At 40.2% G+C, this 17,188-nt stretch carries 14 protein-coding genes; all 14 read right to left on the bottom strand.

Annotated elements, in window-relative coordinates:
• Positions 1–248: 248 nt before the first annotated feature.
• Positions 249–1,169, bottom strand: coding sequence for a DMT family transporter (locus tag ACLIJJ_RS09330; protein WP_411410779.1), 921 nt, complete (start codon positions 1,167–1,169; stop codon positions 249–251).
• 21 nt (positions 1,170–1,190) lie between these two features.
• Entirely contained in the window at positions 1,191–1,994 is an 804-nt protein-coding gene (locus ACLIJJ_RS09325; protein WP_411410816.1) for a helix-turn-helix domain-containing protein, read from the bottom strand.
• A gap of 150 nt (positions 1,995–2,144) precedes the next feature.
• On the bottom strand, positions 2,145–2,705 hold the full coding sequence (locus ACLIJJ_RS09320) for a DEAD/DEAH box helicase family protein (RefSeq protein WP_233314303.1): 561 nt from the start codon (positions 2,703–2,705) through the stop codon (positions 2,145–2,147).
• A gap of 47 nt (positions 2,706–2,752) precedes the next feature.
• Positions 2,753–3,064: a putative quinol monooxygenase gene (locus ACLIJJ_RS09315; protein WP_233314304.1), complete on the bottom strand. Its 312-nt coding sequence runs from the start codon at positions 3,062–3,064 to the stop codon at positions 2,753–2,755.
• 33 nt (positions 3,065–3,097) lie between these two features.
• Positions 3,098–3,526: a GNAT family N-acetyltransferase gene (locus tag ACLIJJ_RS09310; protein ID WP_341076179.1), complete on the bottom strand. Its 429-nt coding sequence runs from the start codon at positions 3,524–3,526 to the stop codon at positions 3,098–3,100.
• Between the two features lie 252 nt (positions 3,527–3,778).
• Positions 3,779–6,688 carry a family 78 glycoside hydrolase catalytic domain gene (locus ACLIJJ_RS09305; RefSeq protein ID WP_411410778.1) on the bottom strand — a complete coding sequence of 970 codons (2,910 nt, stop codon included), beginning with the start codon at positions 6,686–6,688 and terminating at the stop codon, positions 3,779–3,781.
• A 34-nt stretch (positions 6,689–6,722) separates the two neighbouring features.
• On the bottom strand, positions 6,723–7,625 hold the full coding sequence (locus ACLIJJ_RS09300) for an alpha/beta hydrolase (protein WP_411410777.1): 903 nt from the start codon (positions 7,623–7,625) through the stop codon (positions 6,723–6,725).
• Between the two features lie 76 nt (positions 7,626–7,701).
• On the bottom strand, positions 7,702–9,000 hold the full coding sequence (locus ACLIJJ_RS09295; protein WP_411410776.1) for an MFS transporter: 1,299 nt from the start codon (positions 8,998–9,000) through the stop codon (positions 7,702–7,704).
• A gap of 165 nt (positions 9,001–9,165) precedes the next feature.
• On the bottom strand, positions 9,166–10,434 hold the full coding sequence (locus tag ACLIJJ_RS09290; protein ID WP_237941213.1) for a glycoside hydrolase family 1 protein: 1,269 nt from the start codon (positions 10,432–10,434) through the stop codon (positions 9,166–9,168).
• Between the two features lie 137 nt (positions 10,435–10,571).
• On the bottom strand, positions 10,572–11,567 hold the full coding sequence (locus tag ACLIJJ_RS09285; protein ID WP_237941212.1) for an AraC family transcriptional regulator: 996 nt from the start codon (positions 11,565–11,567) through the stop codon (positions 10,572–10,574).
• Between the two features lie 116 nt (positions 11,568–11,683).
• Positions 11,684–12,229, bottom strand: a complete 546-nt coding sequence (locus ACLIJJ_RS09280) for a Rossmann-fold NAD(P)-binding domain-containing protein (RefSeq protein ID WP_411410775.1) — start codon at positions 12,227–12,229, stop codon at positions 11,684–11,686.
• A gap of 87 nt (positions 12,230–12,316) precedes the next feature.
• Complete coding sequence (locus ACLIJJ_RS09275; RefSeq protein ID WP_411410774.1) at positions 12,317–13,378, bottom strand: C45 family autoproteolytic acyltransferase/hydrolase; 1,062 nt, start codon at positions 13,376–13,378, stop codon at positions 12,317–12,319.
• Positions 13,379–13,496: 118 nt separating this feature from the next.
• Positions 13,497–15,194 (bottom strand): methyl-accepting chemotaxis protein, encoded by a 1,698-nt coding sequence (locus ACLIJJ_RS09270; RefSeq protein WP_411410773.1) that lies wholly within the window; start codon positions 15,192–15,194, stop codon positions 13,497–13,499.
• Between the two features lie 192 nt (positions 15,195–15,386).
• Positions 15,387–17,000 carry a DUF1593 domain-containing protein gene (locus tag ACLIJJ_RS09265; RefSeq protein ID WP_237941210.1) on the bottom strand — a complete coding sequence of 538 codons (1,614 nt, stop codon included), beginning with the start codon at positions 16,998–17,000 and terminating at the stop codon, positions 15,387–15,389.
• Positions 17,001–17,188 lie beyond the last annotated feature (188 nt).

The following is a 17,188-nucleotide window of genomic DNA, read 5'->3' as shown; positions in this document are numbered from 1 at the left end:
TTTACTATCCTTAATATTATTCACCTCAAGGCTTGGCTATGTCATTGCCAATAGTAAAAGATAGGAAAAATTGTGTTTTCGGCCAATAAGGTTCATTCTTATTATCTCTTAAACAAGCACTTCCCCTTTCCTTCCCATAAATCTTTTACCGAAATCTCGAAATCCAGCGGTAATCAATATCTCACCCTTCTTTATATATAAAAAGGAAGTCTGGCTATTTATCAGCAAGACTTCCTTAAACAAGCAACTTATTTCACTGCACTGCTTCCCAATGCTCTTTTTTTCTTAATCGTAATTTTCACCTCTGAAACAACCAGTCCTACTAATGTAAGTAGTATTCCCAATGCTGACAGCTTTGTCAGCTGTTCGTGCAGCACAAGCATAGACACTACGACTGTAATGACAGGTACCATATAAATATAAACACTCGTTTTTATTGCCCCAAGAATGTTGACAGCTGTATTCCATGTTACGAAGCAGACGGCAGAAGCTCCTATTCCAAGAAATAGAATATTGAATAGATAGATTGGATTAGCAAACCTGGCAAGCTCAAGCTTGAAATCAAAGAAAAACAATGTTGGCACCATAAGAAGCAGTCCGTAAAAGAATACTCTTTTTGTTGTCTGGATTGGATGATAGCCATAGCTTGAGATCTTTTTTGTCAGCACGGAGTAGGCTGCCCACGCAAATGTTGCGACAGCTGCCAGCATATCTCCAAGTGGATTTAGCTGAAAATTGGCCTTTCCATTATAGCTGATTAAAAAGATGCCAATCATCGCCATTGCAAAACCAACAAAAAAGTTTCCTTTTAAACGTTCATCTTTCAAAAACAGCATCGTCAGAACTGCTGTTGAAAACGGGACAATTCCGCTGATAACTCCCACATTAGAGGCCATTGTCATCGTTAAAGCGATATTTTCCAACAAATAATATAAGGTAACGCCACATAACCCGGCACAGATAAATAACAGCTCATGCTTTCTGTCTGCTACTTTCATCCTCGCTGGAAATATAATCAGCAGCATGATAAAGCCAATAGCAAACCGAAAAAACAAAATTTCAGTCGGTGTAAAACCTGTCAGTAAAACTTTAGTCGAAATAAAGGTAATGCCCCAGATAAAAATAGTCACTAGTGCTGCTATATGACCATTTGTAGTTTGATTTCTCATTTTTTGTCCTCGCCCTTTTCGTCATGCTTGTTTCTTATGTTGATAAATCTCCCGATACTGGCCCGGTGTCAGACCAATAAATTCAGTGAAAAAATTGCTGAAGTGGCTTTGGTCTGCAAACCCTGTCTCCATTGAAACATCTATTGGCTTACGCCCGCTCTCAAGCAGTTTTTTTGCCTCATTAATCCTAATAGTTTGTAAGTATCTATATGGAGTAATGCCAAAATTGCGTGTAAACGACCGCAAGAGCGTATATTTGTTCATATCACAAACCTCTGCTAAGTCAGTTAATGTTAAATGTTCTGTATAGTTTTTTTCCATATAGCGGCATACTGCATGCAGACGCTCATCTGTTGATGTACTTTCTTCATACTTAATGCTGCATTCTTTGATTAAATGTTCCATTAAAAAATAAAAGCTTTCTTCCTTTTCCAGCTCTTCATTGGTAGACATAATCATCTCATGCACTTCCTTTAACAGTGGTGCAAAGCTTGTTTGCACAAGAACAGGTGAAGTAAAGTAAGGAAGATAATCTACTCCCATAATTTCCTTAGCTACTTTCTTCATAATATCAGCATTAATATTCAAGCAGCGGTAATCTAACGCATTAAGATCAACTTGTTCACATGCATGATTATCAAGAGGATTAAAGATGACCATATCTCCTTTGTTAATAATAAATTCCTTATTTTTGCAAGTGAGTTTCCTTTGCCCATTTTCGACAAAGCCGATAACATAATATTCATGGAAATGGTTTGGGAATTTCTGCATGATCCCATCAAAATGGTATGCTTCCACCTGCAGCTGAGAATCAAATTTCACCATTCTTTTTTCCTTCAATGAGTCGTGCCTCCTTTTTCGTTCATTTTCTTAAAATTAGTGTAGCATATGACTTTATAGCTGCTCTTGTATGATATTGACTAAAAGCCAATAAAAAAAAGCCATGCTTCTGATCCAAGAAGCAAAGCAATGAATTTACAGCTTGAATTTGTCTTTAATCAACGCAGCAACGTCTTTAGGGCTTTTATCTGTATTGTTTATTTTTAAATATTCTTCTTTTTGTATCTCTCCTTCACGGGAGTTTAATCGATATTTTTCCAGAGAGCTTTTTAGCTCTGATTCCGACCATTCAATATTTCTTTTTGTTGGCTTATGTTCTAATCTGTTCGGAGTTTTATTTCTGTATAGCCGTTCGTCGAGATCTGCTTCTAATTCGACGTAATAGACTGTTCCGCCTTGTTGTTTAAAAATATTAGAGATTTTTTCAACATAATTCCAATCTTCTTTCAAATTAAATGCCCACACATAGGTGAAAATTAATCCAGGTAAATCGCTTTTGGCGACTGTCTCAAAGATTTCCTGCCGAAAAAGATTTACAAGCCTGCTTCCTTCTTTCGTTCCATATCCGAAAAAATTACTGACTAAATCAATGCTCATATGATTGTGAAAAAGCTTTAAACCTGTAATGGCGGCTAACTCCTGGCCAACCGTCATCTTTCCAACAGCCTGCGGTCCAAATATAAGAACAAACTTCATGATGTATTCTTCCTTCCTACCTGATACTTATCGGGAATAAGACAGACTCACCGGAATGTTCCCTTGCCCCACACCTGCTTAAAGCTTTCCATTCTCTCCATCCCTGTAATCAATGGTTTCGCCTGATTAATTAGCGTTTGCACTCCTTCAAGGGATAAAGAAGCTTCGTGGGCGGCTTTACTGCTCCATACCTCATAAACATACACACTATCAAGTTCAGTTTCTGGCAGATTAATCGTATACAGTTGACAGCCTTCAACTGCCTCCATTTGCGATGCGGCTTCAATTAGAATGGCTGCAAGCATATCACGATTCTCTTCCCTAGCCGTAAACTTTCCTAATAATCCAAAATTCTCCATAGTTTATCCCTCTTCTCTATGCTATTTTTTCGCTTAAGATCTTTTTAAACGTTTTACTAAAATATACTGGCTGCTTTCCTTTGTAGGATGTTCACTAATGAGTCCAGCAATCTCATAGCCATGTTTCCGGTAAAATTCTGGGGCTTGGAAGCTGAAGGTATCCAGTTGAATATGGGTGCATTTGCATTCAATAGCACTTTCCTCGATTGTTTTGAGCAGGCTGCTGCCATATCCCTCCCCTCTTTTTGTCTCATCCACCCATAATGATTCGATTTGCAAATGATGCCAAAAAATCACTCCCGAAATACCGCCAACGATTTTTTCGTTATCATCTCTGGCAGTAAAGCAGAGTTTGTTAACTGGATGCTTTACCTCATCTGGCAAGCGGGAAAGATTGTATTCTATTACCCTCTTTCGGAGAAAATCACTATTTTCTTGATAAGATTCTCTGCAAATTTTCATTCTCCTTTTCACCCCATCGATCTTTCTATTTGTCCGACAAAGTTTTCAGTGCATCATGCATCCTATCCATATTGCTGTTACCAAATATATTCTTATCATCCGAAAAAATTTTTCCCTTACTTTCTTCACAGGCTCGTAATTTTTGCAAGTGGCCATAGTCTTTGTTGGAATAATTCTCCACCAGATGGCTATATCCCTTCTACTAAAATAGAAATAAGTCATTCATCAAATTGATGAATGACTTATAATGCTTTATTTCACTAACTCTGCTTTCCACTCAATGGTGTTAAGCTCTTCTATTAAAGCATCCACTTGATTTTTTGTCAGGTTCGCTTCTGGAAACTCTGCTAATTCCTGCAATGTTTTTGTTCTCATCGCAAAAATGCCTGGCGGCTTAGCAATCCATGGTGCATGCTTATCGAGAATAGCTGCTGATGATTGATGTCCTAGCACATCAATCAATCGTGAGTTCTTCGTAAATTCCACCATTAATCCGTTCTTGTTATCATATTGGAAATGATAGCTGCCAGATCCGACGGTTAACGTGACTGTATCATCCTTTTCCTTATACGTATATATTCCATTTGCTTGTGCAAGCGGGTTGCCGCCTTCTGACACATTCGCTGTTTGTGCAAACGGCAAGACAATTTCTGCTGTTGTATTTGCTGGGATCTCTACTTTCAGTTCAATCTTGTCTGCTGTTATGCTCCAAGCGGATTGGATTCTGCCATACATCGACTCAAAAGCAGCTTTTGCATAGGTTAAGTGAATTCCGGCAAATGCTGGCTGTATGCGGATTCGTTTGTAGGCTGGCAGCTCTTCATCCATATCAAGGCCTGCAACTTTTCTGTACATCCAATCCCCGATTGCGCCGTAAGCATAATGATTAAAGGAATTCATATCATCGCTCCAAAACGAACCATCCTCTTTAATTCCATCCCAGTGCTCCCATATGGTTGTAGCTCCTTTTTTGACAGAATAAAGCCAGGAAGGATAGCCCTCTTGCAGCAATAGTTTAACAGCTGTTTCGTGATGACCTGCTTTTGAAAGAGCAAAGCATAAATACGGAGTTCCGACAAACCCTGTTGTCAAATGATAATTATTGTTAATAATGAGCTCGTTTAATTCATGTGCTGTTCGCTTTTTTACGCCTCCATCGACGAGATCGAAAATCAATGCCAGAACATGGGCGGTTTGCGTCGGTGACACTAGCCTGCCAGATTTAGAGACAAATTCATGATTGAATGCTTCTATTATATTTTCAAGCAGCAAACCATAACTTTTAGCATCTTCCCATTTGCCAAGCACTTTAGCAGCTTCACGCAGAATTCTCGTGGAGTGTGCATAAAAAGCTGTTGCAATAAAGTCCTTTGGTGTGGCACCGCTGTAGCTGCCTGACGGTGCATCAAGGGCAAGCCAATCACCGAAATTGAAGCCGACAATCCAGAGGTACTCATTTTCCCCTTGTCTGCGCATATACTCAACCCATGCCTTCATGCTGTCATATTGCTCTGCTAACAACCGCTTATCACCGTATGCTTTGTAAATCTCCCATGGAATAATTGTTGCTGCATCACCCCAGGCTGCCGCATTGGCACCGCCGACTACAGCTGGAATAACAAAGGGAACTCCTCCATCTGGATGCTGCTCTGCCTTGAGGTCACGAAGCCACTTTGTGAAAAAAGGACCTCCATGATAATTGAACAAAGCCGTCTGTATAAATACTTGTGCATCACCAGTCCAGCCAAGGCGCTCGTCACGCTGCGGGCAGTCTGTCGGCACATCAAGAAAATTGCCTCTTTGCCCCCATTTAATATTTTCCTGAAGCTTGTTTACAAGCGGGTTGGAGCATTCAAACTCTCCAGTCGGCTCCATATCTGTATGGATGACTTCGCCTACAAAGTGCTCGAGAGAAAGCCCGTTTTCCTGGTTTGGATACCCTTCCACCCTCACATATCGAAAACCTTGGAAAGAAAAGTGCGGAGCATAGTTTTCCAGCCCGATTCCTTTTGCAATATATTCTACTTGCTGGTCTGCCTTGCGCAAATTGCCGAAGTATATGTTTCCGTCCTTATCCAGCACCTCTGCATGCTTTAAAATAATCTTCGTTCCTTTATCAGCCTTAACAAAAAAGCGAATTCTGCCGACCATGTTCTGCCCCATATCGATTACCGTCTCTCCTGAAGGAGTCGTAAATACCGCAATAGGCTTAATAACCTCGGTCACTTTTGTCGGCCAATTTTCTTGTGCAATCAGCTGACCTACTGGCATTTGTTGTTCTTGCACTAAAGACCAGCTGCTGTCATCAAAGTCAGGCAGACTGAAACCCTCCTCAAGTCTTGCATCATATTTTTCTCCTTGATAAATCTCTGAATATACAACAGGCCCTAATGCTGCTTTCCATGATGGATCTGTCACAATAATATCTTCCGTGCCATCATTGTATCTTACATGCAGCTCAAAAAATGCTGCTCGCCTGTCGCCGTATATATGACGCTTGTTTTCCCATGTCATATTCCCTTTATACCAGCCGTCTGCAAGCATGATGCCAAAGGCGTTCGGTCCCGCTTGAAGTTGGGATGTGATATCATATGTCTGATATTGAAGACGTTTGTGATAGCTGGTCCAGCCGGGAGCAAACAGCTCATCACCGACACGCTCTCCATTTACATACAGCTCATACAGACCTAAGCCTGTGCCATATATGCGGGCAGATACAATGTCGTTTTGCAGCTGAAATTCTTTTCTTAGACAAAAAGCCGGCACACTCAAACGGTCTATCACTTCTTCATCTGGTGTAATCCATTGTGCTTTCCAGTCATATTCGGCAAACAAAGCAGTCTCCCACCAAGCTGTTTCACTCCAAGCGGATTCGCGGCTTTTATTATCCCAGACTTTCACTCTGTAAAAATATCTAGTTCTTTCTTTTAGATCTGGACCTTCATATGGAAGATGCAAGGACTCTTGTGAGTGAATGATGCCTGTATTCCACAGTAATGTATCAAAAGTAGGATGTTCAGAAACTTGAATTTGGTAGGATTGCTGCAATGTTCCTCTTTCATCGGAAATGATTTTCCAGCTTAACCGTGGTTTTTTACAATCAATGCCGAGTGGATTTGTTCGGTACTCAGTTGTTAAGGATGCTGCTTTTAAGTGTGTCATAGTTACTTCCTTTCTAGTAAAATTTCTGTCATTATTAGAAATGCCTTTTCAGCCATGCGGCCGCTAAATCAAACCATGGCTGGCATGCTTCGTTTATGTGTTCAGCGTTGCCTGCTGTCGTTTCATCACTTAGCGACAATCCATGTACACCACTTTCAAATACATGTAATTCATAGGGAATATGATGCTTTGTTAGTTCTACAGCAAAAACTAAAGCATTTTCTGCGTAAACTAAATCATCATCGGCTGTATGCCATAGGAAGACAGGCGGTGTATTTATAGTGACATAACGGGCAGGACTTGCTTCTCTTAGCTGTTGGTCAGTAGGTGTGGTTGTATCGAAAACTGCCTTGCTTGATATTTCCCAAAAGCTTTTTTTATTCTCATCCGCATCACGCTCTACTTTTGCTTTCATCCATTCATAATCAAGGAGCGGATATCCTAATATAACAGCATTTGGCTTAAATAAATCGCTGCTTGCTTGAATAGACTCTTGGAGGAAGCTGTCTTGCCAATGAACAGCCATGCTTGCTGCCAAATGACCACCAGCAGAAAAGCCGCATAAAGCAATGGCATCTGGATTTACAAGCCATTCTTTCGCATTTCTTCTTACTAAAGATATCGCTTTCGCTAAATCAAGTAATGGATTGGGATAGAGAGAGCGCTCATTTACCTCCGGTAGCTGTTTGAAATCTTTCACCCACTCACGAAAGTACGTATTGTAGCGCAACACAAATGTATGGTAGCCTTTTGAAGCAAACCGTAAAGCAATCGGTTCTGCCTCTCTGTCAGATGTACTTAAATAACCCCCTCCTGGGCAAATAATAACAGCAGGACGCTTTTTATCTGTTTGAAATTCTTGAGAATTCTCTAGCAGATAGGCAGTCAAGGTAACATGAGCATTATCTTCCCACAACTGAATCTTTTCGATTTTCATACATGCTTCTCCCCTTTGGCAGCTTTATGCGTCACTTTCCTTAAAGGGATGAATAGATATTCATCCCAATCAACATTTAGGAAACGACGATTTCATCCATAGGTTCGTCATCAACATCCCCTTTTCCTTCCATTTCTGGAATCGGAAGAACAGCGATAGCAGAGAGAATGGAAAACACAGCGAGCACTAGGAAAAACAGCGTGTATCCATCACCGCCAAATGTTCTTGCACCAAAAGCAATCAGAGCTGGAGCTGCAAAGCTGACTAATGTGGAGGCCATATTTGTTGTTGTATTCATGATAGAAATATCTTTCGCCGCATTTTCCTTAGAAGGCAGGATGCGGTTTACAAGGGCATTATCGACAGCATTGTACATACCGAACCCAAAGTTAAAGATGAAATTACCGACAATAACCCATGCCACGCTTGTGGAGAATGCAAAGGCAACAAGGCACAGTGCGGTAACTAGGGCCGCTCCCATTACAAACGGCTTTTGCTTTTTCACTTTATCTGATAAAAACCCGCCGAGAATGCCGGCTCCAACCATCATGATAATCGTAGGCGCAGTCAGCCCCATAATTTGAAAAATTTCCGCTTCGCTTAAATGAAATCTGGCAATATAAAACAAAGTGAGCATATTCAATCCTGCATTGGAGAAATTGATGAACAGCTTTGTTAAAAGGGCCCAAGTATATGCAGGATGCTGTTTATAGCTCGGATAAAAGCCGCGAATACCAAGGTTTTTTTTGCTGATTGTGGCTGTTTTCGCCAAATAATTATCCTTAATTAAAAGTGCCGCCGTTATTCCGCCGATCAGTTGGACAATAATCAATGCAATCATCTTTTGTTCAATCGTTGAATTGGCGAGCACCCCCATCAGCATTTGACCAGACATAACTAACGCAGGTCCAGCGGCTCCAATCAAACCTGACACACGGCCGAATTTATCCGGATCTACCTGCTCTGGAACTATTGCATAACTGGAAAGGGAAACCATGCCGTAAAAGAAATTCACCAAGCATAAAGAAATAATGAATATAGGAATGGATGATGCAAAGGTAAGCATCAGCATTGAAATCGCACCAAGAATGCTTCCTGCTACCATCCAAAATCTTCTTCTCCCCATTTTGAGCCTTGTCTTATCAGCAATCACCCCTCCAAACAATCCAAAAATAACAATGGCAATTCCTGTAATCCCTGATGCCGTTCCATAAACAGCAGTCGCATCCTCTGAACCGACAATTCTTATTACAATAAAAGTAGAAAGACCAAATCCTAATAATACTAGTGGTGCGATAGCAGTACCGACACCAAGCATTGCCGCTACTATCAACCTCTTAAACGGTGTCCTTTTCCAGCCAACTGTCTCCATCATTTTCCCTCCAACTTTGTCCTTAGTATTGTTTTTTCACATTATAGCAAGCGCTTTCAAACGAATGAATGAGATAATCAAAGAATATTTTTGCTTGATTCAAAGATTATCGAATAATAACTATAATAAGAAGCTTGCTCCCTAAAAGCTTGGGAGCAAGTGGTAAGGTCAATTGTTAACAAGGGAGCAGGTTTGAGCGATTTGGCCAAGGTATTTGGCGCTTTCTTTTACCGTCCTTTTTTGTGTAGTGCGGTCTACCTCAATTAATCCGAATTTTTTGGAGTAACCTGAATTCCACTCATAATTATCAAAAGTGGACCAATGCAAATAACCTCTTATATCAATACCATCCTCTATACAAGCCTGAACACCCTCTAATCCTCTGCGGATAAATTCTACACGTCTTTCATCATTGTCTGTAGCAATGCCATGCTCTGTAATAATGATTGGAATGGTGATGGCAGCTGATACTTTGCGAATGACATTTGCCAAGCCTTCCGGATAATATTCATAGCCCATTTGTGTTCGTTCTGCATGCTCTGTCAGCACTTGACCATTTGGACCGTACACTTCTCTCGTGTAGTTTTGCAGACCAAAAAAGTCATCACCTGCCATCATCGGCAAGTATTGTTCAAAATAGCTATGCCATTTTTCCGCAGCTATTTTCTCGCCCCCTGTGATGGATTGTACATCAGACAGCGCCATGGAAAAGCCAACTAATGTGTCAGGAGAAATATCCTTGATCACTTGGCGCGCTTTAACATGAGCTTTGTGGAGAAGCTTCATCGATTTCTCATCAGATATCATATGGAAAGTAAAATACTTGTCTGTTGTCGTACCACAACGCTCAGCTGCAGCCTCGCGCCATTTAGGCGCTGTCCATGCATCTTGATCAATTCCGACCGGCGGAATAAACCCAATGCCCGTAAACAGCTCACGAAGCATGACAGGCAGATTCACCTCATTCATCGTCAAAACATACGGAATTAAATGACCTAGCTCACGGAATACTGTTTCACAGTAGTTGGCAAAGCGTTCAGGTACATCTGGGCTTGCCCAGCCGCCAAATTGCATCAGCCATTTTGGTGATGTAAAGTGATGCATCGCGACAAAAGGTGTCATATTATTGGCATAGCATGTTTCAAGAACGTCCCGATAATGATCCAAGGCAGCTTGTGAATACTGTCCTGGCTCTGGCTCAATTCTCGACCATTCTATAGAAAAGCGGAACACTTTTAAGCCAAGGCTTGCCATTAGGGCGATATCTTCTTTATAAAGATTGTAATGGTCGATTGCATCCCCCGATTTTTCTTGATACGGCGAGCCTTCGACTTGCTCCTCTGCCCAAAAATCACTGTTATCGTTATTGCCCTCCACCTGATGGCCTGCCGTTGCTGAGCCCCAGAGGAATTGCTTTGGAAATGAAAAACTCATCATGTATACACCCCTAATATCTTTTACTTACTCTTATGTCTTTTATTTTAGCAAGCGTTTTCAATTGATTTAATGGCAAATACAAAGGAAATGTTTGCTCGATTCAAAGATATTAGGTAGTTAAGAGACTTAAGTTATCATTAACGGTTTTGCTCTCTGTATTCCTTTGGTGTCTGAAGGAAAATTTCGTTGAATTTTTTATAAAAAAAAGAAACGCTTGAATAACCAACCTCTTCGGCAATGTCTGGAATCGGCATATCCGAATTCGTCAAATAAAGCGCAGCCTTGTTAATCCGCTGAATTTGCAGCAAATCAGTGAACGACTTGCCAGTAGCTTTTTTTAGAATAGCAGAAATATAGTTAGGGTGATATTTAAATTGCTCTGCCATTAAAGCAAGGCTGCAGTCCTTCCAATGGTTTTCGATATATTTCAAAAAATCAACAATAATTACGTCTCTTTCTGTTCGATGGTTCATCTTCATGCTTGTATAGCTGTTGCTGTGCCGGATCAACTCCGTAAACATAATAAACAAATAGGCATCTATCAAGCCTGATGTAAAAGCATCTTCATCAAAATACTCACACATAATATGCTCCATAATGTTATTAAAGTTGGAGCTAGCTTCAAACGGAAAAAAAAGATATTTATTAGCACTTCTGCTGCCGATGAGAGAGTCGACTAAAAACTGTGAGATAATGCTTTTATTTGTGAATCTGCTCAAGAAATTCGTCGACAAGTAATCATGCTTCAGCTTAATTTCAATCACAATATCATAGCTTGTCGTCGCCTGTACCGTATGAGGAGTATTTTTGTCTATCATAATCATACCTCCTTCCAGAATATCGATGGCATCATCTTGAAGAATGATTTTGCATTTGCCCTGATACACATATATCAGCTCAATATATTGATGAATATGCATGGGAACATATGCATTTGCAGGACATTGGGACAGGAAGATATTATCTTCAATCGGATTATGTGATGGATCAAATATCATATTAAATTCATACAACGGCTCGCCATTAATTGTCGCAATCGGTTCAACCTGATAAGTAGTTTTAATAAAATTCCAGTCTGGAGGGTCCATCTTATTATAGCTTTCAAGCTTTGCTCTTAATTCAGCACTATTCACAGGCAGGCTCCTTTTTAGTAGATTTAGACATATTTCTTTGTTTGTTTTTATTTTCTTTTGCTTTTTCTTCAAATATATCATATCCACCTCTAAAACACTCACAAATAAAAATATTTTTATGGCCTTTGCTCCCTTGGCTCTGTTACTCCAACTATATGAATAGACTTCTTGTTTATCATAGCTTGGATTACACCACTTGCTATCTCCTTATTCGTCAGCCAGCGTGAATGACCATCATCCATCATAAAGCCTAGCTGAATTTGATGATATATCATATTTCGCTTGTCTGTAAGCCTGCTTTGCAAGACTTGCAAATCTGCATTACTTCCTAGCACATGAAATAACTGCCAAGTGCTTGAATCATTAGAAACTGTATCTATAATAAGGTTAACAGCTTCTTCTGCATAAGAATGAATCCAAGCAACCACTAACTCAATATTGGTATGAATACGAATAGTATTTCGCAATTCTGACTCTAGATCTTCTAGCTTGCTGTAATCAACCAAAATTGGATGAATGATAGAATTTGGGCAAATGGTTCTGATCTCGTCCATTCTATGTTTATTTCTTCCGATTACAGAGACGACATAACCCTGTTTTGCCAGCCAAATCGTTACTTCCGAAAGCATTCCTGTCCCGCCTACTACTAATGCATGCTTCATTCATTCCCGCTCCTTATTATTTTGTTTGTAAAAAAGGCACCTGCAAATTAAAAGAACCATGGTCTTTTTGATTGCAGGTGCACATGTTTATTTATACCAGTCAGCTTGCTCCATATGAACAAATGGGATATCTGTATCAATCAAGCCTTCGACCTTTTCAATCGGCAAGTCTTCTCCTTTAAGCCAGTTTGAAAAATTGAATTCAATTGGGTCTTGGTCACCGCCAAGTGCAAACCAAGCTTTTCCTTCCTTAGGGAAATAAGCAGAAGTATGAATGGTTCCAGCCCAAGCTCCATACAAATTGGAGAATATGCCTGCATTGGAGTCATTCAACAAACTGAAGGCTTCCTTTCCACCTATCAAACTGGTTTGATGGGTCTCGATAATTTCGAGGCGTCTTTTCGAATCATCTAGAACATGGCGGTTTTCTTCTGTCATAATATTAAAATGGTTTGTACAAGAAAAGCCTCTTCTCACTTCCACTCTTCTTGGAGAGGTTTCCACTATAAATGGTGTTTCACAGCTTCTGTCAAACAATACATAGCTAAAGGAATGACGGTGGGGAACTTCTTTGAGCAAAGCGGCCGCCTCTTCTGCCGTACTGCAAAGCTCTAAGATGAGCCTGCCGATCATATTGCACACAAAGCCCGTGCCCGGTTTCTTCCTGTTCATGAAATTATAGCCCATCGTCAAGCCTTGTTCATTCATGCCATCCATTCTGCCTGTGCCTCTTTGGCTTGGACCGATGATGGCATATCCTCCGTCAGTCGGCTTAAAAATGGTATAGCGGCCATCATATGTTTTTGGATGATAATCATAGTTTCGGATTAAATAATCACCGCCGACATAAATTGAACAGCCTGACTTGTCAATATCAAGACGATAGCCGCAAAATTCAAGGAGCACCTTGTCCATCGGCCATCCTAATGCATCACGAAAGCCTTCAAATTCCTCCCAGATTAACGGGGCGAATTTAGCAAAGATAAGTCGGGTTTCCTCGATATCTATCTTGAATTTCGGCTTTCTTACCTTCCATTGCCTTTCCCTGTTCTTTACAAGGATTGATTCTTTAAAATATTCTCCTTGCTTATAACCAAAGTCATAATGTGTTCCACGAAATTGCATGACATCTGCATAAACTTTTTTCATCTCATATCCCCCATCTCTGCTATTCTTTAGCATACTTGGAAAAGGAGGGAAATGGAAGAGATATACTTTTAACCTATACAGAAAAACCAGTCCCCAATTATTGGAGACTGGCAATCAATTATACTTTGAACTTGCTGATTACTTCTTTTAAGTCCTCTGCTAAATGAGATAAAGCTTGAGCAGATGCAGCAATTTCTTCCATGGATGCTAGCTGCTCCTCTGCTGAGGCGGCAACATTTTGTGAATGCATCGATGTTTGTCCAGAAATATTTTGTATCTCTGAAACAGTTGTCGCCACTTCTTGTGTGCCTGCAGCAAGTATTTCCGAAGTATGAGCCATTCCTTCAATTTGCTCTGTAAGATTTTGCATAAAGTCCATAATTTCTGTAAAGTTCGCTTTCGTCTGCTCGACGATTTCCAAGCCCTCTTTTACATCCAATGTCACTTGTTCCATTGACGCATTAGATTGGACCATATCTGCTTGGATTGTCTTAATAAGTGCTGATATTTGAGCAGAAGATGCTTGAGACTGTTCGGCAAGCTTTCTGACTTCATCTGCAACAACAGCAAAGCCTTTTCCGTTTTCCCCTGCTCTGGCAGCCTCAATTGCAGCATTCAACGCTAGTAAATTTGTCTGATTAGCGATATCTGTAATCACATTAGTAATTTTCTCGATTTCTTGTGAACGGGAGTCCAGATTTTTAATCGCTTCCCCTGTTTTGGCAACAGAATGATTGATTTCAGTGATTTTCTGAACCGTTTTATCCACATACAGTCCGCCATTCTTCGCTTTTTCAGTCGCCTTCAAGCCGACATCGGAAACTGCTTGAGCATTATCAGCAATTGATTGAATGCCTTCTGTTACTTCAACAAGAGCAGCAGCACTGTCTTGTACATTTGATGCTGATTGGTCTGCACCATTTGCGACCTGCTGGATTGATTCTGTAATTACTTCTGTCGCTTTGCTTGTCTCTTCTGAGCTTGCCGTCAGCTGTTCTGAAGAAGAAGCTAACTGTTCAGATGTTGAGATAACTTCATTCATCATCGATTTTAAACTGTCTGTCATTTTATTATAGCTTACAGATAATAGGCTCAGCTCATCAGTCGATTTATCCTCCACTTTTGAAGTAAAATCGCCGTTGCCTGCCAACTCCAAGGCTGCAGTAAGCTTTTTCAGTCTTTTTCTTATTGAATTTGTAAATAAAAGAACGACTGCCACTGCAATAACAACCATAATGATTAATACAATCACAAATTTCGTTAAGAAAGAAGACAGGATATTATCAATCATTTCTTCTGAGGCACCAACATACATGATACCTACAACTTCCCCTGCTGCATTTTTCAGAGGCATATAGGCTGTCTGATAGTTTTTCCCGACTACATTTGCTTCGCCGTAGTATGTTTCTCCATTATTAATAACGGTGTCAATTACTTCTTGTGATGCTTGTGTACCTGTTGCCCGCTTGCCGTCTGTCATTACATTCGTCGCAATTCTTGTATCATCTAAGAAGAATGTAACTGTATCGTGCGTGTCCTTGCCAATTATGTCGACTAATTCATTATTATCATTGATTATTGTCTCGCCTTTTAAAAGCTTATCTCCGTCCGCTTTCCACTCGCCAGGGTATTCACTATTTACATAGTTATAACTAAGCGCAAGATCACCTTTTGCTTTTTCTGTTGCAAACTCCTTTATTCCCCTTGTAATCTCACTATTTGCCACATACCCGACTACCACGGATAAAACAATAATAATGGCAACAACAATTAAGTTAATCTTTGTGCCTAATTTCATCTTAAGCTGTAATTTCATACACTTTCCCATCCCTTAAAAAATTAGCAATTTAATGATGCTAATGGTTGTATCGGTCCAAATTTGTGAAAATTAATCACTTTTCATCTCCATTTGAAAATATTGTTGCACAACAGAGGAAGGAGTTTCCATAACTTCTATACAATAGGAAAAAAGACGGCAGAATAGCTTCCACCGCCTTTAGACAATTGTTTATTTTACAGTTAGAATAACACGCTGATAGTATTTAAGCTTATGTGCACCGTCATCCTGCACCTCTACGATAATATGAAGTGTATCTCCAGATTTCGCATCTTTTGGCACAGTGAAGCTCACTGTTTTTGTGTCCTTGCCTGTTAATTCAATCGTATCCGTTGCTTCTCCTTCTGCCAATTCACGATGAAGGCCAAGCTGAAGACCATCTGTTACATCTGAAACTGTGTCGTTCTTAGCTACCTTTGACTCTTCGTACGTATCTGCTTCAAAATATCTCCACCATTTATAGGAGATTTCATCACCGTCTGGATCGCTGCCATTAGCATGCAACGTCACTTCCTCTCCCTTTTCAACCGCCAAATCCAAACCTTCTTCTACCTCAACTGTTGGATTATGGTTTGCATCCTCATAGCTTTCTGCAGTCAGCCAATCTGCCCTTGCTGCAAAATCGCTTTGTATATCATCAAACCAGCGTGTTAAAGAATACTCTGCTTCATAGCGGTTTGCGTACACATTAAAGTCTGTAACAGTGTTTTTATACACCTTGCTGCTCACAGCGTCAAAGCGGCCGCCCCAGCCTCCATATGTCGGGTCCTCCAAGCTTCTTAGTCCATTGTCGATTAAGTAGAAGAAGGATGGAGAATCACCTTCTGAAATAAAATCATACTTTTGATATTGAGGATTTTTCTGTAAGTATTCTTCCGTACCGCGCTGCTCTTCGAAAAGCTCTCCCTCAATCATCTTGCCGTCACCCATTAATGCATACATATCCATTAACGGACCATGACCGACAATATTTTCTTTATGCCAATCACCAGTAAGCTTTGTGTTTAATTCCTCAGAATGTAATTTCCACGCGTATGCAAAATGCCAGAAATTCGAGGTATCATTAATGATGCGGATATCTGGCCAGTTTTTAGCAATATATTTACTGTAGCTGTCATCCTGGTCCAAAATGATATATAAAACAAGCTTATCGCTTACTTTCGATTTAATCTTCTCCCAATCATCTGTTTTGCTATATTCTTCTTCAATCGATTTCAATGCACGGGCCGTTGTATTTGTTCCACCCCATGTTTGCACATATAAATCACTATCATCATCATGGAGGAACAGTTCCTTCAAGAACTCAGATCCCTCTGTCTCTTCTTCCATTTCCCCTACATTAGAAATATTACCGATTTTTGTAATGCTGCGTAAGTAATCTGGTTCAGGATAGCCGTCAGCATGCTTCACCAAATTAGGATAACCCTCTTCGTACGCATTAATCATATCTGTAAGCCATTGGGTCCCTGTCCATCTAAAAGGTTCAATTCCTTTTGCTTTATCACCTGCATAATGGTAGACAGAGCTTGTCAGCACAATTCCTTCTAAATCCATCTCATTGGCATACACTAAGTAGCGGAGTACAGAGTTCATATCATCCACTTCGCCATCTGTTGTAATAACCGTTCTGGCTTTTTGCTTTTCAGCTGGTTTGCTGTCACTGCTGTTTTCTGTTTTTGTTTCGTTAGATGAATTAGTTTCCTCTTTGCTGTTTGAACAGCCCGCTGCAATGATAGCAAATATCAGCAACAAAGTAATTAACCCTTTTCCTTTCATCCTTTTCATCCCCTCTTTTTGGATTTTAGAAGATTACCTAACGGGAGAAAAACAAAAAACCTAAACAAACACACGGTAGCCATGCATTTGTTTAGGTTATGCCCGTTAGGTAACATTCCTAATGTCCATATGTATTTTAAGCGTTTACAACGATATTCTACCTTATCAATATAGCGTTTTCATCTTACTATTAGCCT

Origin of the sequence: Niallia laureatilytica (assembly GCF_046613985.1) — a bacterium.
Lineage (GTDB): Bacteria > Bacillota > Bacilli > Bacillales > Cytobacillaceae > Niallia.
This window is presented reverse-complemented; position numbering and strand designations above follow the sequence as displayed.

Coding starts and splice junctions, on each gene's coding strand:
- ACLIJJ_RS09330 (WP_411410779.1), bottom strand. CDS start 1,169: ATGAGAAATCAAACTACAAATGGTCATATAGCAGCACTAGTGACTATT.
- ACLIJJ_RS09325 (WP_411410816.1), bottom strand. CDS start 1,994: ATGGTGAAATTTGATTCTCAGCTGCAGGTGGAAGCATACCATTTTGAT.
- ACLIJJ_RS09320 (WP_233314303.1), bottom strand. CDS start 2,705: ATGAAGTTTGTTCTTATATTTGGACCGCAGGCTGTTGGAAAGATGACG.
- ACLIJJ_RS09315 (WP_233314304.1), bottom strand. CDS start 3,064: ATGGAGAATTTTGGATTATTAGGAAAGTTTACGGCTAGGGAAGAGAAT.
- ACLIJJ_RS09310 (WP_341076179.1), bottom strand. CDS start 3,526: ATGAAAATTTGCAGAGAATCTTATCAAGAAAATAGTGATTTTCTCCGA.
- ACLIJJ_RS09305 (WP_411410778.1), bottom strand. CDS start 6,688: ATGACACACTTAAAAGCAGCATCCTTAACAACTGAGTACCGAACAAAT.
- ACLIJJ_RS09300 (WP_411410777.1), bottom strand. CDS start 7,625: ATGAAAATCGAAAAGATTCAGTTGTGGGAAGATAATGCTCATGTTACC.
- ACLIJJ_RS09295 (WP_411410776.1), bottom strand. CDS start 9,000: ATGATGGAGACAGTTGGCTGGAAAAGGACACCGTTTAAGAGGTTGATA.
- ACLIJJ_RS09290 (WP_237941213.1), bottom strand. CDS start 10,434: ATGATGAGTTTTTCATTTCCAAAGCAATTCCTCTGGGGCTCAGCAACG.
- ACLIJJ_RS09280 (WP_411410775.1), bottom strand. CDS start 12,229: ATGAAGCATGCATTAGTAGTAGGCGGGACAGGAATGCTTTCGGAAGTA.
- ACLIJJ_RS09275 (WP_411410774.1), bottom strand. CDS start 13,378: ATGAAAAAAGTTTATGCAGATGTCATGCAATTTCGTGGAACACATTAT.
- ACLIJJ_RS09270 (WP_411410773.1), bottom strand. CDS start 15,194: ATGAAATTACAGCTTAAGATGAAATTAGGCACAAAGATTAACTTAATT.
- ACLIJJ_RS09265 (WP_237941210.1), bottom strand. CDS start 17,000: ATGAAAAGGATGAAAGGAAAAGGGTTAATTACTTTGTTGCTGATATTT.